The 23,144-nt window shown below is 69.3% G+C and carries 23 protein-coding genes; 15 read left to right on the forward strand and 8 right to left on the reverse strand.

Annotated elements, in window-relative coordinates:
* Positions 1-68 precede the first annotated feature (68 nt).
* From ABZX61_RS13900 to ABZX61_RS13920, 5 genes are all read left to right on the forward strand, one after another.
* Positions 69-1,826 carry an ABC transporter substrate-binding protein gene (locus ABZX61_RS13900; RefSeq protein WP_355194424.1) on the forward strand — a complete coding sequence of 586 codons (1,758 nt, stop codon included), beginning with the start codon at positions 69-71 and terminating at the stop codon, positions 1,824-1,826.
* A 64-nt stretch (positions 1,827-1,890) separates the two neighbouring features.
* Entirely contained in the window at positions 1,891-2,886 is a 996-nt protein-coding gene (locus tag ABZX61_RS13905; protein ID WP_355194426.1) for an ABC transporter permease, read from the forward strand.
* On the forward strand, positions 2,883-3,767 hold the full coding sequence (locus ABZX61_RS13910; protein ID WP_185077827.1) for an ABC transporter permease: 885 nt from the start codon (positions 2,883-2,885) through the stop codon (positions 3,765-3,767). The genes ABZX61_RS13905 and ABZX61_RS13910 overlap by 4 nt, the downstream gene beginning before the upstream one ends.
* Positions 3,764-4,705: an ABC transporter ATP-binding protein gene (locus tag ABZX61_RS13915; RefSeq protein WP_355194429.1), complete on the forward strand. Its 942-nt coding sequence runs from the start codon at positions 3,764-3,766 to the stop codon at positions 4,703-4,705. The genes ABZX61_RS13910 and ABZX61_RS13915 overlap by 4 nt, the downstream gene beginning before the upstream one ends.
* On the forward strand, positions 4,705-5,589 hold the full coding sequence (locus ABZX61_RS13920; protein ID WP_355194431.1) for an ATP-binding cassette domain-containing protein: 885 nt from the start codon (positions 4,705-4,707) through the stop codon (positions 5,587-5,589). Before ABZX61_RS13915 ends, ABZX61_RS13920 begins: the two co-directional genes overlap by 1 nt.
* A gap of 9 nt (positions 5,590-5,598) precedes the next feature.
* Here the strand turns inward: ABZX61_RS13920 and ABZX61_RS13925 are convergent, their stop codons facing one another.
* The 3 genes from ABZX61_RS13925 to ABZX61_RS13935 form a co-directional block, all read right to left on the reverse strand.
* Positions 5,599-6,279 (reverse strand): DUF6879 family protein, encoded by a 681-nt coding sequence (locus tag ABZX61_RS13925; protein WP_350722821.1) that lies wholly within the window; start codon positions 6,277-6,279, stop codon positions 5,599-5,601.
* A gap of 87 nt (positions 6,280-6,366) precedes the next feature.
* On the reverse strand, positions 6,367-6,909 hold the full coding sequence (locus tag ABZX61_RS13930; protein WP_355194433.1) for a DUF1707 domain-containing protein: 543 nt from the start codon (positions 6,907-6,909) through the stop codon (positions 6,367-6,369).
* Positions 6,910-6,941: 32 nt separating this feature from the next.
* The gene (locus tag ABZX61_RS13935) at positions 6,942-7,670 is read right to left on the reverse strand and encodes a PadR family transcriptional regulator (protein ID WP_355194435.1); all 729 of its coding nucleotides are present in this window, start codon (positions 7,668-7,670) and stop codon (positions 6,942-6,944) included.
* 429 nt (positions 7,671-8,099) lie between these two features.
* On the opposite strand from ABZX61_RS13935, the gene ABZX61_RS13940 reads away from it, so the two are divergent.
* Both ABZX61_RS13940 and acnA read left to right on the forward strand, forming a co-directional pair.
* Positions 8,100-8,828, forward strand: coding sequence for a metal-dependent hydrolase (locus ABZX61_RS13940; RefSeq protein WP_355194437.1), 729 nt, complete (start codon positions 8,100-8,102; stop codon positions 8,826-8,828).
* A 147-nt stretch (positions 8,829-8,975) separates the two neighbouring features.
* Positions 8,976-11,705, forward strand: a complete 2,730-nt coding sequence (gene acnA, locus ABZX61_RS13945) for an aconitate hydratase AcnA (protein WP_355194439.1) — start codon at positions 8,976-8,978, stop codon at positions 11,703-11,705.
* 164 nt (positions 11,706-11,869) lie between these two features.
* Here the strand turns inward: acnA and ABZX61_RS13950 are convergent, their stop codons facing one another.
* Positions 11,870-12,670, reverse strand: a complete 801-nt coding sequence (locus ABZX61_RS13950) for an ABC transporter permease (protein WP_355194441.1) — start codon at positions 12,668-12,670, stop codon at positions 11,870-11,872.
* A gap of 12 nt (positions 12,671-12,682) precedes the next feature.
* The gene (locus tag ABZX61_RS13955; RefSeq protein ID WP_355194443.1) at positions 12,683-13,600 is read right to left on the reverse strand and encodes an ATP-binding cassette domain-containing protein; all 918 of its coding nucleotides are present in this window, start codon (positions 13,598-13,600) and stop codon (positions 12,683-12,685) included.
* A gap of 69 nt (positions 13,601-13,669) precedes the next feature.
* Here ABZX61_RS13955 and ABZX61_RS13960 point away from each other — a divergent pair, with 69 nt between their 5' ends.
* On the forward strand, positions 13,670-14,350 hold the full coding sequence (locus tag ABZX61_RS13960) for a TetR/AcrR family transcriptional regulator C-terminal domain-containing protein (RefSeq protein WP_355194445.1): 681 nt from the start codon (positions 13,670-13,672) through the stop codon (positions 14,348-14,350).
* Here the strand turns inward: ABZX61_RS13960 and ABZX61_RS13965 are convergent.
* On the reverse strand, positions 14,287-15,051 hold the full coding sequence (locus ABZX61_RS13965) for a neutral zinc metallopeptidase (RefSeq protein WP_355194447.1): 765 nt from the start codon (positions 15,049-15,051) through the stop codon (positions 14,287-14,289). The two genes, ABZX61_RS13960 and ABZX61_RS13965, sit on opposite strands and share 64 nt — an antisense overlap.
* Before the next feature lie 115 nt (positions 15,052-15,166).
* Between ABZX61_RS13965 and ABZX61_RS13970 the strand changes: the two genes are divergently transcribed.
* Positions 15,167-15,880 carry a sulfite exporter TauE/SafE family protein gene (locus ABZX61_RS13970; protein ID WP_355195173.1) on the forward strand — a complete coding sequence of 238 codons (714 nt, stop codon included), beginning with the start codon at positions 15,167-15,169 and terminating at the stop codon, positions 15,878-15,880.
* Between the two features lie 412 nt (positions 15,881-16,292).
* On the opposite strand, the gene ABZX61_RS13975 is transcribed toward ABZX61_RS13970, so the two are convergent.
* Positions 16,293-16,598, reverse strand: coding sequence for a hypothetical protein (locus ABZX61_RS13975; protein ID WP_355194449.1), 306 nt, complete (start codon positions 16,596-16,598; stop codon positions 16,293-16,295).
* Positions 16,588-17,292, reverse strand: a complete 705-nt coding sequence (locus tag ABZX61_RS13980; RefSeq protein WP_355194451.1) for a TetR/AcrR family transcriptional regulator — start codon at positions 17,290-17,292, stop codon at positions 16,588-16,590. The genes ABZX61_RS13975 and ABZX61_RS13980 overlap by 11 nt, the downstream gene beginning before the upstream one ends.
* A 102-nt stretch (positions 17,293-17,394) precedes the next feature.
* Here ABZX61_RS13980 and ABZX61_RS13985 point away from each other — a divergent pair, with 102 nt between their 5' ends.
* From ABZX61_RS13985 to ABZX61_RS14010, 6 genes are all read left to right on the forward strand, one after another.
* The gene (locus ABZX61_RS13985) at positions 17,395-18,129 is read left to right on the forward strand and encodes an SDR family oxidoreductase (RefSeq protein ID WP_355194453.1); all 735 of its coding nucleotides are present in this window, start codon (positions 17,395-17,397) and stop codon (positions 18,127-18,129) included.
* Positions 18,130-18,200: 71 nt separating this feature from the next.
* On the forward strand, positions 18,201-18,407 hold the full coding sequence (locus ABZX61_RS13990) for a 4-oxalocrotonate tautomerase family protein (RefSeq protein WP_350722797.1): 207 nt from the start codon (positions 18,201-18,203) through the stop codon (positions 18,405-18,407).
* 300 nt (positions 18,408-18,707) lie between these two features.
* Positions 18,708-19,829: a substrate-binding domain-containing protein gene (locus ABZX61_RS13995; RefSeq protein WP_355194455.1), complete on the forward strand. Its 1,122-nt coding sequence runs from the start codon at positions 18,708-18,710 to the stop codon at positions 19,827-19,829.
* A 50-nt stretch (positions 19,830-19,879) separates the two neighbouring features.
* Complete coding sequence (locus ABZX61_RS14000; protein WP_350722794.1) at positions 19,880-20,644, forward strand: ATP-binding cassette domain-containing protein; 765 nt, start codon at positions 19,880-19,882, stop codon at positions 20,642-20,644.
* On the forward strand, positions 20,641-21,903 hold the full coding sequence (locus tag ABZX61_RS14005; RefSeq protein ID WP_350722792.1) for an ABC transporter permease: 1,263 nt from the start codon (positions 20,641-20,643) through the stop codon (positions 21,901-21,903). The genes ABZX61_RS14000 and ABZX61_RS14005 overlap by 4 nt, the downstream gene beginning before the upstream one ends.
* Positions 21,904-21,938: 35 nt before the next feature.
* Positions 21,939-23,144, forward strand: a complete 1,206-nt coding sequence (locus tag ABZX61_RS14010; protein WP_350722790.1) for an ROK family transcriptional regulator — start codon at positions 21,939-21,941, stop codon at positions 23,142-23,144.

Genomic DNA, 23,144 nt, shown 5'->3' on the forward strand with positions numbered 1-23,144 from the left:
CCGGCCCATCGGGGGTCGATGGAAGACGTGCGAACCTTCGCGCCACGCGCGGAGGAAGGAGAGAAGCGATGCGAAACCGGGCTCGGATCATGATTCCGCTCGTGGCGGCGGGCCTGCTCGCCGCGGCCTGCACCGGCGGCGGAGCCACGCCGACCCCACCGGCCTCCCAGCCGCAGAGCCAGGGCGCGGTGGCGAGCGCCAACCCCGACTCGCTGCCGCGCAGCGAGACCCTCTACACGACCGGCACCCAGTGGGGGCCGCCCGTCAACTTCAACCCCATCAGGGAATGGGACCACGCCACGGGCACCAAGGGCCTGGTGTACGAGACGCTGTTCCACTATGACGCGACCGCCGGCAAGCTGACCCCCTGGCTGGCCGAGAGCGGTTCGTGGGCCGACGACAAGACGTACCAGGTCAAGCTCCGCCAGGGCGTCAAGTGGGCCGACGGCCAGCCTCTGACGGCCAAGGACGTGGCGTACTCCTTCGAGCTCGGCAAGATGGAGACGATTCCGTACCACAACCTGTGGACCTGGCTGAAGAGCGTCGAGGCGGTCGACGACCAGACGGTGAAGTTCAGCTTCTCCACGGCCAACTACCAGCAGTGGGACTTCAACCTGTACAGCCGGTCGATCGTCCCCGAGCACATCTGGAAGGGCCGCTCGGAGAAGGACGTGCTCGACGGGATCAACGAGAACCCGGTGGGCACGGGCGCGTACAAATTCATGGCCAAGGACCAGGACCGCGTCGTGCTGCAGCGGCGCGACGACTGGTGGGGCAAGACCGCGCTGAACATGGAGCCCAAGCCCCGCTACATCGTCGACATCGCCACCCCGAGCAACGAGGTCGCGATGGGCCTGCTGCTGCAGAAGGGCATGGACCTGAGCAACAACTTCCTGCCCGGCGTGGCCAACCTGGTCAAGGGCAACTTCGGCCTGACGACCTACTACAGCGAGCCGCCGTACATGTTGTCGGCCAACACCGCGTGGCTGGTGCCCAACACCACCAAGAAGCCGATGGACGACCCCGCCTTCCGCAAGGCGCTCGCCGCCTCGATCGACGTCAAGAAGATCGTCGAAGGCGTGTACGGCAACCTCGTCAAGGCCGCGAGCCCGACCGGCCTGCTGCCGCAGTGGGAGCAGTACGTCGACCAGAACGTGGTGGCCAAGTCCGGGTTCGCCTTCGACGCGGCCAAGGCGAAGAAGGCGCTGGCCGACGCCGGTTACAAGGACACCGACGGCGACGGGTACGTCGAGAACAAGGACGGCTCCAAGATCAGCCTGACCATCATCGTGCCGTCCGGCTGGACGGACTGGATGGAGTCGGCCAGGTCCATCGCCGCCAGCGCCAAGACCGCCGGGATCCAGATCACCCCGGACTTCCCCGACTTCAACGCCCTGGTGGAGAAGCGCGCCAAGGGCGACTTCGACCTGCTGATCAACAACGAGCGGCAGCTGTCCAACTCGCCGTACACCTACTACGAGTACCTCTTCCAGCTCCCGATCCAGAAACAGCAGAACACCGTCAACTTCGCCCGCTACGAGAACAAGCGGGCCTGGGACCTGACCAAGCAGCTCGACCAGGTCAAGACCGACGACGTCGAGGGCATGAAGAAGATCATCTCTCAGCTCCAGCAGATCCACCTGGACGACCTGCCGGTGATCCCGCTCTGGTACAACGGCCTCTGGGCGCAGTCGAGCAACCAGGTCTGGAAGAACTGGCCGGCCGCGGCGGGCAGCACGCCCAAGACCCCGGCCGTGATGTGGCACAACTGGCTCGAACTGGGTGGGTTCGAGACCCTCACGCAGCTCCAGCCCTCCGGCTCCTGACCCCATCGTCCCCCGCTCCCGCAGGAGCGGGGGACTTTCACGGCTCTCACGGAGAAAGCATCACGTGCGTCGATATTTCGGCAGAAAACTGCTCATATACGGGCTGACCTTCTTCGTCGCTGTCACCGTCAACTGGCTGATCCCGCGTTTCATGCCCGGCGACCCGGTGGCGAGCATGGTGGCCAGAGCCAATGTCACCCAGCCCGCCGCCGCGGAGGCGATGCGGGTCTACTACAGCAACCTCTTCGGCTTCGACCAGCCGCTGATCACGCAGTACCTCAACTTCTGGGCCGCGCTGTTCAGGGGCGACTTCGGGATCAGCATCTGGCTGTTCCCTTCCCCCGTCAGCTCCGTGATCATGAGTGCGGTGCCGTACACGCTGGCGCTGATCATCCCGTCGGTGCTGCTGAGCTGGGTGGTGGGCAACTGGTTCGGCGCGTACGCGGCCCGGCGCAAGCTGCTCGACAACACCGTGCTCCCGGTCGGGTACGTCCTGACCGCGATGCCGTACATGTGGCTGGCCGTGCTCCTGGCCTGGGCGCTCGGCGTGATCGCCGGACTGTTCCCGGTGGCCGGCGGCTACAGCTTCTCGATGCGGCCCAACTGGTCGTGGGCGTTCCTGCTCGACCTGCTGCACCACTGGACGCTGCCGTTCCTGTCGCTGTTCCTGGTGGCGCTGGGCGGCTGGGCCATCGGCATGCGCAACATGATCATCTATGAGCTGGAGTCCGACTACTCCAACTACCTGGCCGCGCTCGGCGCGCCGGCCAGGCTCATCCGCAGGTACGCCTTCCGCAACGCCGTCCTGCCCCAGATCACCGGCCTGGCCCTGCAACTCGGCGTGATCGTGGCCGGAGCCCTGGTCACCGAGATCGTCTTCGCTTACCCGGGCCTGGGCAGCCTGATTCTCAACGCCATCAAGAACAAGGACTTCTTCCTGCTCCAGGGCACGTTCCTGTTCATCGTGCTCGGCGTGCTGATCGCCAACTTCATCATCGACATCGTCTACGTCGTGGTCGATCCGCGTACCAGGGCGGGAATGGCGGGTGCGCGGGCATGACGGCACTCCAGGAAGTCGCCCCGCGCGAGCGCGCCGGGGTCCGGCGCGAGGCGCTCTACTTCGCCGTGCGCAACGGCAAGCTGATGTTCGGCTTCGGCCTCGTGCTGGCGCTGCTCCTGCTCGGCCTGATCGGGCCGGTGCTGACCGGCGGCACGCCCAACGAGTACGGCCCCCAGCCCATGAGCCCGCCCTCGGCCGGGCACTGGCTCGGCACCACCACGTTCGGCCAGGACATCTTCCTGCAGTTCGTGCACGGCCTGCGCAGCACCTTCGCCGTGGGCGTGGTCGGCGGCGGTATCGCGGCGGCCATCGGCATGCTCGTCGGGTTCGTGGCCGGCTACCGCGGCGGCATCGTCGACGAGGTGCTCAACATGCTGACCAACGTCATCCTCGTCATCCCGACCCTGGCCGTGCTGCTGATCATCAACGCGTACCTGGGGATCAGGAGCGTGGCCGTGCAGGGCCTGTTCATCGGCCTGACGCAGTGGCCGTGGGCGGCGCGGGCGATCAGGGCGCAGACGTTCTCGCTGCGTACGAGGGAGTTCGTGGACCTGGCCAGGATGAGCGGCGCGAGCACCTGGAAGATCATCACCAGGGAGATCGCGCCGAACATGAGCTCCTACCTGTTCATGACCTTCATCCTGCTGTTCGGCGGCTCGATCCTCATCGCCTCCTCGCTCGACTTCATCGGCCTCGGCCCGACCGAGGGGGTCTCGCTCGGCCTGATGCTGCAGAACGCCAACCAGTGGAGCGCGCTCCAGCTCGGCATGTGGTGGTGGTTCGTGCCGCCGGGCGCGGCCATCACCGCCATCGTGGGCGCCCTGTACGTGGCCAACGTCGGCCTCGACGAGGTCTTCAACCCGAAACTGAGGGAGACATGAGCCTGCAGGTCAGCGAGCTGAGGGTGCACTACCGCACGCTCAGGGGCGAGGTCCGCGCCCTCGACGGCATGTCCTTCGAGCTGTCGGACGGCGAGATCCTCGGCCTGGTCGGCGAGTCCGGCTGCGGCAAGAGCACGCTGGGCAAAAGCCTCATCCGCATGGACGGCCGCATGCGCCACGTCGGCGGCCGGGTCGTGCTCGACGGCCGGGAGCTGCCCATCGCCGACGACCGCGGGATGAACGACTTCCGCTTCAAGGAGGTCTCCCTCATCCCGCAGTACGCCATGAGCGCGCTCAACCCCACCCGCAAGATCCGCAGGATGGTCGGCGAGCTGCTCAGGTCGAGGGGCGCGGAGGTGGACGTCGCCGAGCTGGAACGCCGGATGGACCAGGTCGGCCTGCCCCGCGAGGTGCTCGACCGCTACCCGATCGAGCTGTCCGGCGGCATGAAGCAGCGCATGGTGATGGTCATCTCGACGCTGCTCGACCCGTCCCTGCTGATCGCCGACGAGGTCACCTCCGCGCTCGACGTCTCCACCCAGAAGGCCGTCGCCCGCGCGCTGCTCGGCTTCCGCGAGAGCGGCTACGTCAAGAGCATGATCTTCGTCACCCACGACATCGCGCTCACCCACCACATCGCCGACACGATCATGGTCATGTACGCGGGCAAGCTGGCCGAGAAGGCGCCCGCCGACGTGATCGTCAAGGCGCCCCGCCACCCGTACACGAAGCTGCTCCTCGACTCCCTGCCCGAGGTCGGGGTCCGCTACGCCGACCGCAGGCTGGAGGGCATCGCCGGCAGCCCGCCGTCGCTGCTGGACCCGCCCGCCGGCTGCCGCTTCCGCGACCGCTGCCCGATCGCGGGGGACGAGTGCGCCGAGGAACCGCCCGTGGTCGAGCTCGCCTCCGACCATCACGTCGCCTGCTGGAAGGCCTGATGCTGAAACTCGACGACGTCACCAAGGAATTCAGGATCGGCGCGTTCGGCGGCAAGAGCGTCGCGGCCGTACGGAACGTGAGCTTCGAGGTCGTGCCCGGCGAGGTCGTCTCCCTCATCGGGGAGAGCGGCAGCGGCAAGAGCACGATCGGCCGGATGATCCTCGGCCTGAACCCGGTCACCAGCGGCACGATCACCTTCGACGGGCGGCCCGTGCGCGGCGGCAAGGAGTACTACCGCCACATCCAGGGCATCTTCCAGGACCCGTTCAGCTCGTTCAACCCGGTGTTCAAGGCCGACCGGGTGTTCGACCTGGTCAAGGAGGCGTACCACCCGTCCGTCCCGGCGGTCGAGTGGGCCGGACGGGTCGCGGCGTGCCTGCGCGACGTGCGGCTCAACCCCGACCAGGTGCTCGGCAAATATCCGCACCAGCTCAGCGGCGGCCAGCTCCAGCGCCTGCTCATCGCCCGCGCGCTGCTGCTGGACATCAAGCTGCTGGTGGCCGACGAGATCACCAGCATGCTGGACGCCTCCACCCGCATCGACGTGCTCAACCTGCTCGCCGAGCTGAAGACCCGGGGCCTCGGCGTGCTCTACATCACGCACGACCTCTCGCTCGGCAACTACCTCGCCGAGCGCACGGTGGTGCTGCGCCAGGGGAGCGTGGTCGAGATGGGGCTGACGGACAAGGTCTTCGGCGATCCGCTGCACCCGTACACCCGCGAGCTGCTGTCCGCCGTGCCGCGCCTGCACCAGGCCTGGGACGACGCCACGCCCGTGGAAACCTGCCTCTACCACGAGCGCGGCGGCACGGGAGCGCTGCTGGAGGCCGAACCCGGCCACCTCGTGGCGTGCGCCCGGCTCCCGGCCTGCCGAGAAAGGTGAAGGGGGCGCTCAGACCCGGAACTCCTCGGTACGGTGCGCGTAGGCGGGCAGCGCGGCCCGCATCTCGTCGGTGACCTGCGGCGGCGGCAGCGGCACGATCTCCCGCTCGTGGAAGTCGAGCACGTTCTCCCCCTCGGCGAACAGCTCCTGGACCGTCCGCAGGCACGGCCCCACGACCGCGGGATCGGTGATCCGCCGCCCGCCCATGCCCCCGCCGTACCGGTCGTACAGCACTTCGTACATCAGGGACGGAGAGAAGATCACCAGCTCCGGCATCGGGTCGAGCCCCGCCACCCGCTCGGCCGGCACCACCCGGCACGGGGAGCCGGCCCTGGCGCGTAAGGCCAGGATGTGCATCTCCCACTGCAGGTACGAGGTGATCGGGAACTCGACGACCCGCACCCGCTTGACCGGGACGCGGTGCCGGAAATAGTCGGCCACGGTCGCCGCCATGTGCGCGGTCAGGGCCAGCGAACGCTCCCAGTCGCCGTCCATCATGGCCCGCCAGCTCGCCACGTCCGGCTCGTAGAAGTGCTGGGCGCGCTCCAGCTTCCACATCGGCTCGGGGCAGATCGCGTGGTCGCGGTCGAAACCGGTTTGGTACTCCGGCACGTCCAGGGCGAGGCCGTCGGCCGGGGCGACGGCGGCGAACGGGTTCGTGCGGCGGGCCGGAGCGCCCTGCTGGGTCATGCGGCGTCCCTTCGACTCTGAAGATCCGCCCTGATCATGAAATGAGCCCCTGACAGGGTCAAGGCCCAAAACGATCTGGGCGGACCGTCAGCGCCGGGAGTGGAAGCGCCGGTGGATGAGGCTGAACACCATGGCTCCCAGCCACACCACGAAGAGCACCTTGAAGATCCCGAAGCCGCCGAAGATCAGCCCCAGCAGCAGGAACACGAACAGCACGCCCATGAACGGATGCGGCCCGCGATGGCGCCGCCACGGGTGGTTGCCGCCCTGCTCGCGCCACTGACGGCGCATGTCCCGGCGGGCCTGGTGCATGGAGTGGCGCATGTCATGGTGGGCCTGGTGCATGGACTGCATCTGCCGGCGGTGCGCCGACATCGCCTCCCGCCAGCCGTCCATGTCATGGTGGGGGTCGTAGTGGGGTGCGGGCTCGCGGTAGCCGGGCGCGGGCTGCGGCCCCGGCAGGTCGGCCGTCACCTTTGCCAGGTCACGGGCCGTCTTCGAGGCCAGCGTCTGGTCGAGTCGCTCGTCGAGCTCCTCGTGGGTCAGGCGGCCCTGCGCGAAGTGCTCGCGCAGGACGGCCATCGTCTGCTCACGCTCGGCGTCGCCGATGCGAAGGTCGTGCGAGTCCATACCTGATCCCGAATCCTTCCGGAAGCTCGCGCTCACTCCTCGCCCGGTTCGTCGTCCGCCAGGATCTGGTAGAGCTTGCGCCGGGTCTCTATAAGAGTCTTACGCGCTTCTCGGATTTGTGCGTCGTTCCCGGTCTGCAAAACCTGCATCATGGCGAAGGCCGACTGCCGGGCGATGTGCCAGAGATCGGCGGTGTTGTCGTCGATGTCGGGGCGCATCTCGTCCCACGGGGCCCGGACCTCGTCCGCGTGCGACTCGATGTAGTTGCGCCCCGCCTCGGTGAGGCGGAAGGTCTTGCGGCCCTCGCTCTCCTCCGAGATCACCAGGCCCTCGTCGGTGAGCTGCTGCAGCGCCGGGTAGACGGCGCCGGGGCTGGGCTTCCAGCCGCCCTCGCTACGCTCGGCGATCTCCTGGATGATCTGGTAGCCGTTGCGCGGCTCCTCCAGGAGCAGGGCCAGGATCGCGGCGCGGACGTCGCCCCGCTTGGCCTTGCGGCCCCGGCCGCCCCAGCCCCGCTGGCCGCCCCACGGCCCGCCGGGGCCGCCCCAGGGGCCGCGCCCCCAGTCGAACGGGAACGGTCCGGGACCGCCGCGCCTGCCGCGCTGGCGGTGCTCGTGATGGTGGCGGCGGCCACCCATGTCGTCGAAGGCCTCGGAAACGGCCCTGAACGCCTCACGGGCGGCCTGCTTGGCCTCACGGGCCGCCTGCCGGTACTCGTGCGCGCCGGGCCAGTGCCCGCCTGCTGCCTGTGCGGAATCCATTTCTCCCCCTATATCGTGATCTGTTCTCGATGCGTCAACGATATATCGATAGTGTGTCGTTCGCAAGGCCGGTGTGGGAGTGAGCCAGATCACGAAAAAGTTGCGGAATCCGGGAACAGGATTGAGGAAAGGCTCGTTATCTAGAGCAGACGAGGTCGTTCCGCGTCGGCAGGGCTGGGGGGTGCTGTCGCCGCGGAGACGGCCTCGTCTGCGTTTGCGGTGACTTTTCGGGACCGCGCGCCCGCTTCTTCCCGCTCGCGTGCGCGGGGGAGCGGGTCGTCGAGCCGGCCGGCCGCGAAGACCGTGCGTGACCACGTATCCCCATGTTTTCGCCAAGCAACGCGTCGCGGATCGGCCCCCGGTCATCGTGAAGCCCCCGCCAGGCGGGTCTTGGCGCGTAAAGGACTTCTTTGCCGTACAGTCCGGATCATGATGGGGCACACGCACGCGATGACCGGGGCCATCGCCTGGCTGGGGCTGGCGCCGCCCCTCGCCGCACTTCCGTTGCTGAACGAGTCGTCCCGGTTCGTCGAGACGGGAATCATGGCCACCGCGCTCAGCCCGGCGGAGCTGATCGCCGGTGCCCTCATCTGCGCCGGCGCCGCGATGCTGCCCGACCTCGACCATCCGAGCGCGACGATCGCGCAGACGTTCGGGCCGGTCACGTGGGCGCTCAGCAAGGCCGTGTGCTGGATCAGCGGCGGCCACCGCGGGGCGACCCACTCGCTGGTGTTCGCGGCGGCGCTCGGATTCGGGGCCCACTGGCTGGCCAACACCTATCCCATCGGGCGCGACATCATGGTCGTGCTGCTCATCGGCCTGGCCCTGCGGGCGATCGGCGTCGGGATCCCCGGCAACAAGGCGGGTTCCGCGATGATCAACATCGGGCTGACCGCCGGGCTTTACGCCGTCTTCCTCTCGCTCGGCGTGGGCTACGCCTGGCTGGGGCTCGCGGTGGCGATCGGGTGCCTCATCCATGTCGTCGGCGACTGCATGACCGAACGGGGCTGTCCGGTGTTGTGGCCGCTGGGGGCCAAGTTCGTGCTGCCGTGGAAGATCGGCATCAAGACCGGCAAGACGTTCGAGCAGAAGATTCTTGCGCCGATCCTGTCGGTGGCCATTGTCGGCCTGCTGTTCTGGCGGTTGGCACCCGGTTAACTTGATGTCGAGATAACCTAGGGATATCTTGACGTCGAGACATCCGCCGCGGAGCTCGCCAGTTAGGGTCACCTAACGTGCTGGTCGTGCGAAGAGTGCGGCAGGATTTGGTCTGAGGAAAATGTCTGATGGAGGAGGCGAATCACCGTGTCCGCGAACAGCTTCGGCAGCCGTGACACGCTACGCGTCGGCGACGCGTCGTACGAGATTTTCCGGCTGGATGCCGTCGAGGGCGCCGCACGCCTCCCGTACAGCCTGAAGATCCTGCTGGAAAACCTCCTCCGCACCGAGGACGGCGCGAACATCACCGCCGACCACATCCGGGCGCTGGGTGGCTGGGACCCGAAGGCGGCGCCGAGCGTGGAGATCCAGTTCACGCCGGCGCGCGTCATCATGCAGGACTTCACCGGCGTCCCCTGCGTGGTCGACCTGGCCACCATGCGCGAGGCCGTGCGTGACCTCGGCGGCGACGCGGCCCGCATCAACCCGCTCGCGCCGGCCGAGATGGTCATCGACCACTCGGTCATCGTCGACTTCTTCGGCCACCCCGACGCCTTCCAGCGCAACGTCGAGCGCGAGTACGAGCGCAACCGCGAGCGCTACCAGTTCCTGCGCTGGGGCCAGACGGCCTTCGACGAGTTCAAGGTCGTCCCGCCCGGCACCGGCATCGTCCACCAGGTCAACATCGAGCACCTGGCCCGCGTGGTGATGATCCGCGACGGCAAGGCCTACCCCGACACCTGCGTCGGCACCGACTCCCACACCACCATGGAGAACGGCATCGGCGTCCTGGGCTGGGGCGTCGGCGGCATCGAGGCCGAGGCCGCGATGCTCGGCCAGCCGATCTCCATGCTCATCCCGCGCGTGGTCGGCTTCAAGCTCAACGGCAAGCTGCCCGCCGGGGCCACCGCCACCGACCTGGTGCTCACGATCACCGAGATCCTGCGCAAGCACGGCGTCGTCGGCAAGTTCGTGGAGTTCTACGGCGAGGGCGTCTCGTCCGTGCCGCTGGCCGACCGGGCCACGATCGGCAACATGAGCCCCGAGTTCGGCTCCACCTGCGCGATCTTCCCGATCGACGGCCAGACCGTCGACTACCTGCGCCTGACCGGCCGCTCCGAGGAGCAGATCGCGCTCGTCGAGGCGTACGCCAAGACCCAGGGCCTCTGGCTCGACCCGTCCGCGCCCGAGCCGGTCTTCTCCGAGTACATCGAGCTCGACCTCGGCACCGTCGTGCCGTCCATCGCCGGCCCCAAGCGCCCGCAGGACCGCATCGCGCTGTCGGCCGCCAAGGCCACCTGGCGCCACGACGTCCAGAACTACGTCGAGGACGGTGTCGACGAGGCGGGCCAGGAGACCTTCCCGGCCTCCGACGCGCCCGCCTCCAACGCCCGCGCCAACGGCGGCCGGCCGCACAAGCCGGTGGCGGTCACGCTGGCCGACGGCACCTCGTTCGAGATCGACCACGGCATCGTCTCGATCGCCGCGATCACCTCGTGCACCAACACCTCCAACCCGTTCGTCATGCTCGGCGCGGCGCTGCTGGCCCGCAACGCCGTCGAGAAGGGCCTGACCCGCAAGCCGTGGGTCAAGACCTCGCTGGCCCCCGGCTCGCAGGTCGTCACCGGCTACTTCGAGCGCTCGGGGCTCCAGCCGTACCTCGACAAGATCGGCTTCAACCTCGTCGGCTACGGCTGCACCACCTGCATCGGAAACTCGGGCCCGCTGCCGCCCGAGATCTCCGAGGCCGTGCAGGCCAACGACCTCGCGGTCACGGCCGTGCTGTCGGGCAACCGCAACTTCGAGGGCCGCATCAACCCCGACGTCAAGATGAACTACCTGGCCTCGCCGCCGCTCGTGGTGGCGTACGCGCTGGCCGGGACCATGGACGTCGACCTCGACACCGAGCCGCTGGGCCTGGGCAACGACGGCAAGCCCGTCTACCTGAGGGACATCTGGCCGTCGCCGGAGGAGATCTCCGCGGTGGTCAACTCCTCCATCGGCCGTGACATGTTCGAGCGCGACTACGCCGACGTGTTCAAGGGCGACGACCACTGGCGCTCGCTGCCGATCCCGACCGGCGACACGTTCGAGTGGGACCCGTCCTCGACCTACGTGCGCAAGGCCCCCTACTTCGACGGCATGCCGTCGAAGCCGGAGCCCGTCACCGACATCGCCGGCGCCCGCGTGCTGGTCAAGGTCGGCGACTCGGTCACCACCGACCACATCTCGCCGGCCGGCTCCATCAAGACCGGCACCCCGGCCGCGCAATATCTGCAGGCCAACGGGGTCGAGGTGAAGGACTTCAACTCCTACGGCTCGCGGCGCGGCAACCACGAGGTGATGATCCGGGGCACGTTCGCCAACATCCGCCTGCGCAACCAGATCGCGCCGGGCACCGAGGGCGGCTACACCCGCGACTTCACCCAGCCCGACGGGCCGGTGTCGTTCATCTACGACGCCTCGGTCAACTACGCCGCGGCCGAGACGCCGCTGGTGGTGCTGGCGGGCAAGGAGTACGGCTCCGGCTCCTCGCGCGACTGGGCGGCCAAGGGCACGGCGCTGCTGGGCGTGCGCGCGGTCATCGCCGAGTCGTACGAGCGCATCCACCGCTCCAACCTGATCGGCATGGGCGTGCTCCCGCTGCAGTTCCCCGAGGGCGCCACGGCGGAGTCGCTCGGGCTGACCGGCGAGGAGACCTTCGACATCACGGGTGTCGAGGAGCTCAACTCCGGCGGCATCCCGAGCACCGTGCACGTCAGGGCCGGCGAGGTGGAGTTCGACGCGGTGGTGCGCATCGACACGCCGGGTGAGGCCGACTACTACCGGCACGGCGGGATCATGCAGTACGTTCTTCGCTCGTTGCTCGCGAAGTGACTTCCCGGGTTCGCGCGCGGTCATGAGCCGCGCGGGAGCCGGGATCCCTTGGCCGCTCGTTGAAGCCGGGGGTGGGGCGTGATCCTCACGCGCCCGTATCGGGGGAACCACCCGACACAAAGAAGAGCCGCCCGGCGGGACAACCCCCGCCGGGCGGCTCTTCGTCATCGGGACATCGTCCGGTAGCGGTGGACGGACAGCGGCAGGAACACCGCGAGGATCGCCAGCGACCAGATCAGGCTCGCGGCCACCGGGTGCTGCAGCGGCCAGGCCGAGGAGACCGAGGTGGGGTTGCCGAACAGGCCGCGGGTGGCGGCCGCGACGGCGCTCATGGGGTTCCAGTCGGTGACGGGCTTGAGCCAGGCCGGCAGCCCCTCGGTGGGGACGAACGTGTTGGCCAGGAACGTCATCGGCATCAGCCAGCCGAACGTGGCCGCGTCCGCCTGCCCGCCGCTCTTGACCCACAGGCCGATGTACGTGCCCATCCAGATCATCGCGAACCCGAACAGCGCCAGCAGCCCGAACGCCCCCGCCGTCGCCCCCAGGCTCCCGTGCGCCCGCCACCCGGCCAGCAGCACTCCGGTCAGCACCATGGCGGACAGCGACAGCAGGTGCAGCGACAGGGCGGCCACGCTCCGCCCGACCAGCACGGCGCTGCGGGCGATGGGCTGGGCGCGGAACCTGTCGGTGATCCCGCGGGCCATGTCCTCGGCCACGGTGGTGGCGGCAGAGGTGGCCGTCATGGCCATGACCTGCATGAAGATGCCGGGCATGAGGTAGTCGCGGTAGTCGCCGCCGCCCGGCAGGGTGATCGCGCTGCCGAAGACGTAGCCGAACAGCACGGTCATGATCACGGGGAACACCAGGAATCCCGCGATCTCGGCCGGCTGGGCCTTCAGCCGCGAATAGGTGCGGCCGGCGATGGTGAGGGAGTCGTTCAGGGTCCAGCGCAGCGTCTGGTACATCTCTCCGGCTCCTCAGGCCGTCAGGTGGAGGAAGACCTCGTCGAGGGTCGGCCGCCGCAGCGCCAGGTCCTCCACGGGGATGCCGGCCGCGTCCAGCGCGCCGGCGATGCGGACGAGCGACTGCGCGCCGTCGGCCGCGGGAACGGTCACCTGCCGCCCCTCGGCGCTCTCGATCTCGGGGGATCCGGCGCCGCGCAGCAGCCGCAGCCCCGCGTCCACGTCCCCCGGCTCCCGGAAGACGACCTGGACCCGGTCGCCGCCGATCTGCCTCTTCAGCTCGGCCGGTGACCCCGCCGCGGCCACCACGCCCTCCCTCAGCACCACGATCTGGTCCGCGAGCCGGTCGGCCTCGTCCAGGTACTGCGTGGTCAGCAGCAGGGTCGTGCCCTCCTTCACCAGGTCGAGCATCAGCTCCCAGAGCTGCATCCGGCTGCGCGGGTCGAGCCCGGTGGTCGGCTCGTCCATGAACAGCACCGGCGGCGACACGATCAGGCTCGCCGCCAGGTCGAGCCGGCGCCGCATGCCCCCCGAATACTCCTTGACCGGCCGCTGTCCCGCCTCGGCCAGCTCGAACCGCTCCAGCAGCTCGCCCGCCCTGCGGCGCGCCTCGGCCCTGCTCAGGTGGTAGAGCCGCCCGAACAGCTCCAGGTTGCGCCGCCCGGTCAGCAACTCGTCGACGGCCGCGTGCTGCCCGGCCAGGCCGATGCGGAAGCGCAGCGGGGCCGCGTCGCGCACGACGTCCAGCCCGGCGACCTCGGCGTGGCCCGCGTCGGGGCGCAGGAGCGTGGCGAGGATGCGTACGGCGGTGGTCTTGCCCGCCCCGTTCGGCCCCAGCAGGCCGCAGACGGTGCCGGCCGGGACGTCCAGGTCGATGCCCTTGAGCGCTTCCGTGGCCGCGTACCGCTTCCGCAATCCTTCCGCGTGGATCATGAAGACCCCCTTAACGGTGTTAAATCTAACAGCGTTAAGGATGCATTGAACGTTGTTAAGCTGTCAACCGTGGCACTCGAAAAAAGCACCATCGTCGCGACCGCGCTACGGCTCCTGGACGAGGTCGGGCTCGACGGGCTGACGCTGCGCCGGCTCGCGGGCGAGCTGGGCGTGCAGGCCCCGGCCCTCTACTGGCACTTCAAGAACAAGCAGGAACTGCTGGACGCGATGGCGGCGGCGATGATGTCCGCGCACACGTCCCGCCCCACGCTGACGGATCCGGGCAAGTGGCGGGAGTGGGTCGCCGGCTACGCGCACGCCGACCGGGCGATGCTCAACTCCTATCGCGACGGGGCCAAGCTGGTGGCGGGCACGCGGCCGTCGTCGGAGCTGTTCGCCGTGGTGGAGCGGGCGCTGGCGGGGCTGGAGGCGGCGGGGTTCGGCGCCGGGGACGCGGCGCGGGGGCTGTTCACGGTGAGCGGATACGTGGCCGGCTTCGTGCTGGAGGAGCAGGCCGACCGGACGCGTACGGACGAGGAGCGCGGCATGCCGGACATGGAGGAGTTCCAGGCGGCCTATCCGCGGCTCATGGCGGGCCTGGCGGAGGTGGGCGACCCGCAGGGCGACCTGTCGTTCGAGGGCGGGCTGCAGCTGATCCTCGACGGGATGGGGCTGCGCCTGAAGGCTCAGGACACCTTGGCGGCGGGCGCGGACCAGGTGTCGCAGGCGGAGGGGGAGACGGCGCGGTAGCCGCGCTGGAGCCAGTAGACGCGGGTGGCGCCCTTGCCGTGGCTGCGGTGGCCGTCCTCGTCGCCGCTGGCCCGGGTGGCGTCGAGCAGCGCCGCCCAGTCGTCCTTGCCGCGCCGCAGCGACCCCCACACGCTGCCGAGGAACACCCCGGACAGGCAGTCGGCCTGCAGTTCGAAGCGCCGCTTCAGCTCGCCCTGGCGGTCGGCCGGGAGCTTCGCCTTGTACTGCCGCCAGACGCCGAGCCGGCTCTGCAGGTGGTGCCCGTACTCGTGGGCGGCCACCTTGAACGGATAGAGATCGGTCCTGTCCTCGATCCACCGGCCGGTGAGGGGGAACACCAGCGTGCCGCGCTCCATGCAGTAGAAGGCCGCCGCCTGCTCGGGCCACGGCACCCCGCACACGGTGCTCTCGGGCTCCTCGTAGTACCGCACGACGGGCTTGCCGAACGCCCATCCGGCCCGCCCGAAGTAAGCACCCCACGACGTGTCCAGACATTTCACGACTGCTGCGAGGTACTGCCGGGCCCGCGGGATCCCCCCGTACGTGATCGCCGTCTCGGGACAGGCGGTGTCACGCAGCTTCCCGGCCTTCTTGGCGAACGGGCTGGTGACGGGGGCGGCGTGGGCGATCTGAGCGGGCACGCAGACGGCCGCGAGGACCGCGACGAGGGCGAGGACGCGCGTGAGCGGGAGGGACTGCACGGAGGGCAGCTTAACGATCGGCGGGAGCGTCTCGAGCTCGGTCACTCCCGCAGGGGGAACGGCGACAGAGAGTGAAGGTGATTGACTCTCGCCCATGACTGATGCGGCATTGGTGATGATTGTTGGCGGTTTGGCGGTCTTCGTTGGGGCGATTGTCCAAGGTGGTGTGGGTTTCGGTCTCGGACTGGTCGCCGCTCCCGTGCTCACCATGCTCGACCCCGACCTCATGCCCGGCGCCATCCAGGTCGTCAACGTGACGCTCCCGCTGTTCACGCTGGCCGCCGAATGGCGGACGGTGGACTGGCGCGGGCTCGGGTTCGCGGTGCTGGGGAGGCTGCCCGGGAGTGTCATCGGCGCGGTCATCGTGGTCTACGTTTCCGTATACGCCAGAGGCGTCTTCGTCGCGGTCATGGTGCTCGTCGCGGTGGCCCTGACGGCCAGGGCGCTGAGCGTGCCGCGCAACGGGGTGACGCTCGCCTCCGCCGGGTTCGTCTCCGGGATCACCGGAACGGCGACCGGCATCGGCGGGCCGCCCATGGGGCTGGTGTACCAGCACGCCAAGGGGCCGCAGATCAGGGCGACGCTGGCGATGTTCTTCTTCCTGAGCGCCGCCCAGTCGCTGGTCATCCTCGCCGTCGTGGACGAGCTCCCGGCCCGGGCGCTGACGACGGGGGCGATCCTGATCGTGCCGATGGTGCTCGGCTTCCTGGTGTCGGGGCCGCTGCGGAGGTATCTCGACGGCGGCAAGGTGCGGGTGGCCGTGCTCGTGGTGGCCGCCGCCTCCGCCTTGGCGCTGCTCGCGCAGAACGTGATCGCGCAGCTCGCCTGAGACCGTGAGGCTGCGAGCGGTGGATGGCGGGTGTGACTCAGCTCGCAGGCCGCCTCGCGAGCGAGCTATGTGATGGCATCGGGGCCGGTCAGGACGTCCCGAGATTCGGCCTCGGCCCAGCGGAAGATGCCGATCGACATGGTGCCGCGCTCCTGGGCGGCGCGGAGCGCGTAGACCTCGGCGCGGGCGGTGTGGACGGCCCTGTCCTCCGGGCGGCGTCGCCGGCGAGCTGGGCGAGATGGCAGGCCGGGGAAGCCGGCCGACCACGTGGTCGTCGGTCTCGCCCCGGTGGTGGGTGACCATCAGCACCCGTCGGCGACCTCCTCGGCGTCGGTCACGGTGGGTTCCGTCATGGAGGCCGGCTCGCGCCGGCCGGCCCACATCACATCGGCCGGCTTGAGCATCGAGGAGGTCATGACGGGTCCTTTCGACGGGGTGCCGGGCGGCCTTCGGACGTGGCGGCCACCACTTGGTGGTCCGGTGCGGCGCCGGTGGCGTACGGCTCCTGCCGCACGGCCCGGCGTACGACCACGACGGTGAAGGCGGCCATCGCCGGCAGCGACGGCTTGCAGAACAGCGCGCTGACCAGCGTGAGTCCGACGAGTGAGTTCGCCGCGTAGAGGTAGCCGAGCGGCACGAGGCGGCTCACCCAGAGCCGACGAGCCTCCGCCCGAATCGATCTGAGCGGCGGGACGTACCGGCGCAACTCATGGGTCATGAGGTTGCGTGATGCGTTCGAGCCATCGCCGCAGGAGGGCGGTCTCGGCCGGTTCGAGGGCCTCGGTCCCGACGAGATCGAGTTGCGCGTGAAGGCGTAGGGCGGCGGCGCGCACGGGGTCGGCGTCGTTGTGAGCGGTCGTTGCGGTGAGTACGTACGAAAATACGGCGTCTCGCATGCGGTGGGACGGCGCGGGGTCGTCGAACAGAGCCGGTCTGGAGATGTGGTCGAGGGCGGTCCCGACGTTCGCCGACAGGATGAGCTGAGCGGCGGTCCGCGGCGCGACCGTCAACGCGCCCGCCGCCGCGCACCGGGTGAGCGCCGCCACCAGCAGGTCCATCACGCGATCTCGCGCCGTTGAGTGGGACCACGGCCGGGGAGTGAACATGAGCTGGTAGAGGGCCGGGTTCTCCTTCGCGAACGCCATGTGACCGTCCCAGCCGGCGTGCAGATCGGCGACCGGGTCGTGCGTCTGCTCCTGAGCGGCCTTGATCGCGGCGTACCGCTCGTACCCGTGGTCGGCGACGGCGTCGAGAAGCCCGTGCTTGTCACCGAACAACCGGTAGAGCACGGGCTGGCTCACGCCGACCGCCTCGCAGACCGCGCGCGTGGCGATCTCGTGGTTCGCGGACGTCGCCAGTTGCCGCACCGCGGCTTCGATCATCGCCGTGCGAAGCGGGTCTGTCGCTGCCATGGAATCAATGCTACTGCCATTCGATAGCGGTGATACGGATCTGTGCTATGGTCACTCCGTAGCATCGATATGGAAAAGCCGTATCGAAGATAAGGAGCTTCCGTGAGTGATCAGCATGTTGCCGTCGTCGCCGGCGGCTCTCGCGGGATAGGCAAGGCGATCGCGATGGCGTTGGCGGCGCGAGGCTGCGCGGTCGCGGTGGGGTTCCAAGGGTCGGCCTCCGCCGCGGCGCAGGTGGTCGAGAAGATCACGGCGTCCGGCGGCCGGGCGATCCCGGTTCAGGCCGACGTGGCGGACGAGCACGCCGTCGCGGCGATGTTCGACACGGTGGAGAAGGCCTTCGGCGGGGTCGACGTGGTCGTCAACTCGGCGGGGCGGCTGTCGCTGTCCCCCATCGCCGAACTCGACCTCGACGACCTGGACGCCCTGCATCGCACCAACATTCGCGGCGCCTTCGTCATGGCGCGGGAGGCCGCGCGTCGCGTGCGCGCCGGTGGCGCGATCGTCACCCTTTCCACCTCCGTGGTCGGTCTGCAGTTCCCGAACTACGGGGCGTACGCCGCCAGCAAGGGGGCCGTCGAGGCGATGACGCTCGTGCTCGCCCGCGAGTTGCGAGGGCGGGACATCACGGTCAACGCGGTCGCGCCCGGCCCGACCGCCACCGAACTGTTCCTCGACGGCAAGGACGAGGCCACCGTCGAACGGCTCGCCAAGCAGCCGCCGCTGGAGCGGCTCGGCACCCCCGAGGACATCGCCGAGGTCGTCGCCTTCCTGGCGAGCCCGGCGGGGCACTGGATCAACGGCCAGGTCGTACGCGCGAACGGCGGGATCGTCTGACGGCCGCCGCCCACCGCCTCCGTGCCGCGTTCTACCAACCCCCTGAATTCCCGCCACGAAAGGAAACCGGCATGCCGTTCGCCAACCTCAAGGTGCCTGCCGACACCCTGACCCCCGAGTCCAAGAAGAAGCTCATCGACGCCGTCACCGACGCCTACGCCGACGTCTACGGAGAACGAGCCCGCGCCACCACCCTGGTCCTCCTGGAGGAGGTTCCGGACGGCGGCTGGGGCCTGGGCGGCAATATCCTCACCGCTGAAATGCTCGGCCGAAGCTGACCCGTCCGGGGCCGGGCCGGACATCCCACCCGGCCCGGCCCAGTCCCGAGACCCGGCGGGACCGCCCCTTCGATGGCCGCCGATCCTGCAACGCCCGCCGGTGGGCAGAACGGCGCGAACTGGCCGACTGAAGCGCTCAGTCGCAGGACCGGAGCCCCCGAAGATTCCGGTGACGTTTCTGGATTGTTACCCGAAACAACAAACTCCCGGCCCACAGGGTCTTCCAAAGCAGGCCATCCCGGAATACGTTGCCGCAAACAACATTCATCCGGGCGCCTCCGGAAGAAAGGACCCTGCACCATGCGCAAGGGGATCCTCAGCCTGACCGCCGCGGCAGCCACGCTCGCCCTCGGTCTCACCGCCTGCGGGGGCAACAGCAGTCAGAACACGACGTCGACCTCGTCGACCGCGTCGGCCACGGCCTCAGCGGCAAAGGCCGGGAAGATCGGCGTCATCCTGCCGGACAGCAAGTCCTCGGCCCGGTGGGAGACGGCGGACCGCAAATACCTCGAAGAGGCGTTCAAGGCCGCCGGTGTCCAGTACGACATCCAGAACGCACAGAACGACAAGACGGCGTTCCAGACCATCGCCGACCAGATGATCACCAACGGCGCCACCGTCCTGATGATCGTGAACCTGGACAGCGGCAGCGGCAAGGCGGTCATCGAAAAGGCCAAGTCCCAGGGCGTGGCCACGATCGACTACGACCGGCTGACGCTCGGCGGCGGCGCCGCCTACTACGTCAGCTTCGACAACACCAAGGTCGGCACCCTGCAGGGCGAGGGCCTGAGCAAGTGCCTGACCGACAAGAAGGCCAGCAAGCCCATTGTGGCCTACCTGAACGGCTCGCCGACGGACAACAACGCCACCCTGTTCAAGCAGGGGTACGACGGGGTGCTCAAGCCCAAGTTCGACTCCGGCGACTACGTCAAGGGCCCCGACCAGGCCGTGCCCGACTGGGACAACACCCAGGCCGGCACGATCTTCGAGCAGATGCTCACCCAGCAGCCGAAGATCGCCGGCGTGCTGGCCGCCAACGACGGCCTCGGCAACGCCGCCATCACCGTGCTGAAGAAGCAGAACCTCAACGGCAAGGTGCCGGTCACCGGCCAGGACGCCACCGTCCAGGGCCTGCAGAACATCCTCGCGGGTGACCAGTGCATGACCGTCTACAAGGCCGTCAAGAAGGAGGCCGACGCGGCGGCCAAGCTCGCGGTGGCGCTGGCCAAGGGTGAGAAGCCCACGGCGAGCGGCAGCGTCAAGGACCCCGAGAGCGGTCAGGACGTCCCCTCCGAACTGCTCGAGCCGCAGGCCATCTACCTCGACAACGTCAAGGACGTGGTGGCCGACGGTTACGTGACCAAGGAGGAACTGTGCACGGGTGACTTCGCCAAGAAGTGCACCGAGGCAGGTATTCAATAAGACCAAAGGGGGCGCGGCCGGACCGGTCGTGCCCCCTTTTAGGGAGCCCCATGACCCCCCTCCTTGAAGTGCGCGGGATCGACAAGAGCTTCGGCCCGGTGAAGGTGCTGCACAAGGTCGAGTTCGAGGCGTACGCCGGCGAGGTGACGGCCCTGGTCGGAGACAACGGCGCGGGCAAGTCGACCCTGGTCAAGTGCATCGGCGGCATCTATCCGATCGACGCCGGCGAGATCCTGTTCGACGGCAGGCAGGTGCACGTCCACAGCCCTCGCGACGCGGGCGAGCTCGGGATCGAGATCGTGTACCAGGACCTGGCCCTGTGTGACAACCTCGACATCGTCCAGAACATGTTCCTCGGCAGGGAGCGCAAGAACGGGCTCCTGCTCGACGAGGACAGCATGGAGGAACTGGCCGAGAAGACCCTCAGCGGCCTGTCCGTACGCACGGTGAAGTCCATCCGGCAGCAGGTCTCCAGCCTGTCCGGCGGGCAGCGGCAGACCGTGGCCATCGCCAAGGCCGTGCTGTGGAACAGCAAGGTCGTCATCCTCGACGAGCCGACCGCGGCGCTGGGCGTGGCCCAGACCGCGCAGGTGCTGGAACTGGTGCGCAGGCTGGCCGACACCGGCCTGGCCGTCGTGCTCATCTCGCACAACATGAACGACGTCTTCGCCGTCTCCGACCGGATCGCGGCGCTCTACCTCGGCAGGATGGCCGCCCAGGTCAAGACCGCCGACTTGACGCACGCCCAGGTCGTCGAACTGATCACCTCAGGCCGCAGCGGGGAACTCGGCCTCAAGAACGGGGTCACCCCATGAGCAAGGTCAAAGAACTTCCGGGCGAGGCCATCGCCGCCGCGACGCAGTCGCCGTCGATCGGCAACAGCTTCCTCGCCTACGTCGAGCGGGTACGCGGCGGCGACATGGGCGCGCTGCCCGCCGTGCTGGGGCTGGTCGTGCTCTGCACGGTCTTCGCCGTCGCCCGCCCCGCCTTCGTCACCTCGATCAACTTCGCCAACCTCTTCACCCAGGGCGCCGCGATCACGCTGATCGCGATGGGCCTGGTGTTCGTGCTGCTGCTCGGCGAGATCGACCTGTCCGCCGGCTTCGCCAGCGGCGTGTGCGCGGCGGTGCTGGCCGTCACGCTCACCAGCCTGGGCCTGCCCTGGTACGTGTGCGCGCTGGCCGCCATCGTCACCGGCGTGATCATCGGCACGGTGCTCGGCACGCTCGTCGCCAAGGTCGGGATCCCGTCGTTCGTGGTCACGCTGGCCGCCTTCCTCGCCTTCCAGGGCCTGGTCCTGGTGCTGGTCCAGGAGGGCACGAACATCTCCATCCGCGACAGCATGATCGTCGCCATCGCCAACAAGAACCTGCCGCCCTGGCTGGGCTGGGTGCTCTACGCGGCCAGCGTGGCGGTCTACGCCGCCGTCCAGCTCCTGCGGGCCAGGAAGCGCACCAAGCGCGGGCTGGTGGCCGACCCGATGTCGCTGATCGCCGCCCGCGTGGGCGCGCTGGCGGTGCTGGCCGGGCTCGCGGTCTACGTGCTCAACCTTGAGCGCAGCCGCAACCCGGCGCTGGTCTCGCTCACCGGCGTGCCGATCGTGGTGCCGATCATCCTGGTGCTGCTGGTCGCGTGGACGATGGTGCTGCGCCGTACCGCGTTCGGACGCCACATCTACGCGGTCGGCGGCAACACCGAGGCCGCGCGCCGGGCCGGCATCCCGGTCGACCGGATCAGGATCAGCGCGTTCGTGATCTGCTCCTCGATGGCCGCGATCGGCGGGATCGTGGCCGCGTCCAGGGCCAGCTCGGTCGACCCGAACACGGGCGGCAGCTCCGTCCTGCTGTACGCGGTCGGCGCGGCGGTCATCGGCGGCACGAGCCTGTTCGGCGGCAAGGGCAGGGTGCTGGACGCCGTGCTCGGCGGCGCCGTGGTGGCGGTCATCGAGAACGGCATGGGTCTGATGGGGTATGGGGCCAGTGTGAAGTACCTGGTCACGGGGTCCGTCCTGCTGCTCGCCGCGGGCGTCGACGCCCTGGCCCGCAAGCGGGCGTCGGCCGCTGGTCTAAGGTGATCAGCGACTCTCAGCCCCCGAAGGAATACCAGACGATGCGTGCCGGCCCTTCCCAAGAGGACATCAGGCGCCACAATCTCGGCGCGCTGCTTCGCCATGTCCATCTGGGCGGGCCGATCTCGCGCGCCGAGCTGACCTCGAGGATGGGGCTCAACCGCAGCACGATCATGGCGCTGACCTCGGACCTCACCGCGGCCGGGCTGGTGCGCGAGGAGCTGCCCCGCGAGACGGGCCGCGCGGGACGGCCCTCGCTCGTGGTGCGGCCGGAGTCGGCCCGGGTCTACGTGTTCGCGTTCGACGTGGGCCCCGACCGGCTGGCGGTGGCCCGCGTGGGGCTGGGCGGGGTGATCCTCGACCGCCGTGAGACGACCCGCGAGCGCGGCAAGTTCGAGCTGGACGAGCTGACCGGAGTGCTGTCCGGTTTCGCCCGGCAGATGCGGCGCAAGACCAGGGACGACACCGTCTGCGTGGGCGCGGCGGCGGCCGTGTCCGGCGGCGTGCGCAAGGCCGACGGCGTGGTGCGGTTCTCGCCCAACCTGCTGGCCGAGGAGATCCCGTTCGGCGAGGAGCTGGGCCGCCGGCTCGGCCTCGGGCTGCCGGTCAGCGTGGGCAACGACGCCAACCTGGCCGCCCTCGCCGAGCACAGCCGGGGCGTCGGCGCCGCCGTCAGGGACCTCATCTACCTGCACGGCGACGTGGGCATCGGCGGCGGCATCATCGCGGGCGGCCATCTGCTCGGCGGCCACGACGGCTACGGCGGCGAGGTCGGCCACATGGTCGTCAACCCCGGCGGGCGCGCCTGCGGCTGCGGATCCCACGGGTGCCTGGAGGCGGAGGTGGGGGAGCGGGCGCTGCTGGAGGCCGCGGGCCGCATCGGCCCCGGGCAGCACGGACGCGACGCGGTGCGTGCCGTGGTGGAGGCCGCCGACCGGGGCGACATCGAGGCGCAGGACGCGCTCAAGAAGGTCGGCGACTGGCTCGGCCTCGGCGTGGCCAACCTGGTCAACATCTTCAACCCCGAGATGGTCATCTTCGGGGGCATCCTCCGGGAGATCTACCTGGGGTCCGCCGCGCGGGTGCGTTCCCAGCTCGCGCTGCACGCGATGGCGCCGCAACGGGAGCGGCTGCGGCTGCGCACGGCGTCGCTCAAGGACGCCGCCCCGCTGGTGGGCGCGGCCGAGCTGGCCTTCGCCAACGTCCTCGCCGACCCTCTGGAGGTCCTCGCCCGCGCCACCGCCTAG

The organism is Nonomuraea sp. NPDC003709 (assembly GCF_040610775.1).
Taxonomy (GTDB): Bacteria; Actinomycetota; Actinomycetes; order Streptosporangiales; family Streptosporangiaceae; genus Nonomuraea; species Nonomuraea angiospora_A.

Bases quoted from the DNA above. Each gene is read 5' to 3' on its own strand.
- ABZX61_RS13900 (WP_355194424.1), top strand. From the start codon at position 69: ATGCGAAACCGGGCTCGGATCATGATTCCGCTCGTGGCGGCGGGCCTG.
- ABZX61_RS13910 (WP_185077827.1), top strand. From the start codon at position 2,883: ATGACGGCACTCCAGGAAGTCGCCCCGCGCGAGCGCGCCGGGGTCCGG.
- ABZX61_RS13915 (WP_355194429.1), top strand. From the start codon at position 3,764: ATGAGCCTGCAGGTCAGCGAGCTGAGGGTGCACTACCGCACGCTCAGG.
- ABZX61_RS13920 (WP_355194431.1), top strand. From the start codon at position 4,705: ATGCTGAAACTCGACGACGTCACCAAGGAATTCAGGATCGGCGCGTTC.
- ABZX61_RS13925 (WP_350722821.1), bottom strand. From the start codon at position 6,279: ATGACCCAGCAGGGCGCTCCGGCCCGCCGCACGAACCCGTTCGCCGCC.
- ABZX61_RS13930 (WP_355194433.1), bottom strand. From the start codon at position 6,909: ATGGACTCGCACGACCTTCGCATCGGCGACGCCGAGCGTGAGCAGACG.
- ABZX61_RS13935 (WP_355194435.1), bottom strand. From the start codon at position 7,670: ATGGATTCCGCACAGGCAGCAGGCGGGCACTGGCCCGGCGCGCACGAG.
- ABZX61_RS13940 (WP_355194437.1), top strand. From the start codon at position 8,100: ATGATGGGGCACACGCACGCGATGACCGGGGCCATCGCCTGGCTGGGG.
- ABZX61_RS13950 (WP_355194441.1), bottom strand. From the start codon at position 12,670: ATGTACCAGACGCTGCGCTGGACCCTGAACGACTCCCTCACCATCGCC.
- ABZX61_RS13955 (WP_355194443.1), bottom strand. From the start codon at position 13,600: ATGATCCACGCGGAAGGATTGCGGAAGCGGTACGCGGCCACGGAAGCG.
- ABZX61_RS13970 (WP_355195173.1), top strand. From the start codon at position 15,167: ATGATTGTTGGCGGTTTGGCGGTCTTCGTTGGGGCGATTGTCCAAGGT.
- ABZX61_RS13975 (WP_355194449.1), bottom strand. From the start codon at position 16,598: ATGACCCATGAGTTGCGCCGGTACGTCCCGCCGCTCAGATCGATTCGG.
- ABZX61_RS13980 (WP_355194451.1), bottom strand. From the start codon at position 17,292: ATGGCAGCGACAGACCCGCTTCGCACGGCGATGATCGAAGCCGCGGTG.
- ABZX61_RS13990 (WP_350722797.1), top strand. From the start codon at position 18,201: ATGCCGTTCGCCAACCTCAAGGTGCCTGCCGACACCCTGACCCCCGAG.
- ABZX61_RS13995 (WP_355194455.1), top strand. From the start codon at position 18,708: ATGCGCAAGGGGATCCTCAGCCTGACCGCCGCGGCAGCCACGCTCGCC.
- ABZX61_RS14000 (WP_350722794.1), top strand. From the start codon at position 19,880: ATGACCCCCCTCCTTGAAGTGCGCGGGATCGACAAGAGCTTCGGCCCG.
- ABZX61_RS14005 (WP_350722792.1), top strand. From the start codon at position 20,641: ATGAGCAAGGTCAAAGAACTTCCGGGCGAGGCCATCGCCGCCGCGACG.
- ABZX61_RS14010 (WP_350722790.1), top strand. From the start codon at position 21,939: ATGCGTGCCGGCCCTTCCCAAGAGGACATCAGGCGCCACAATCTCGGC.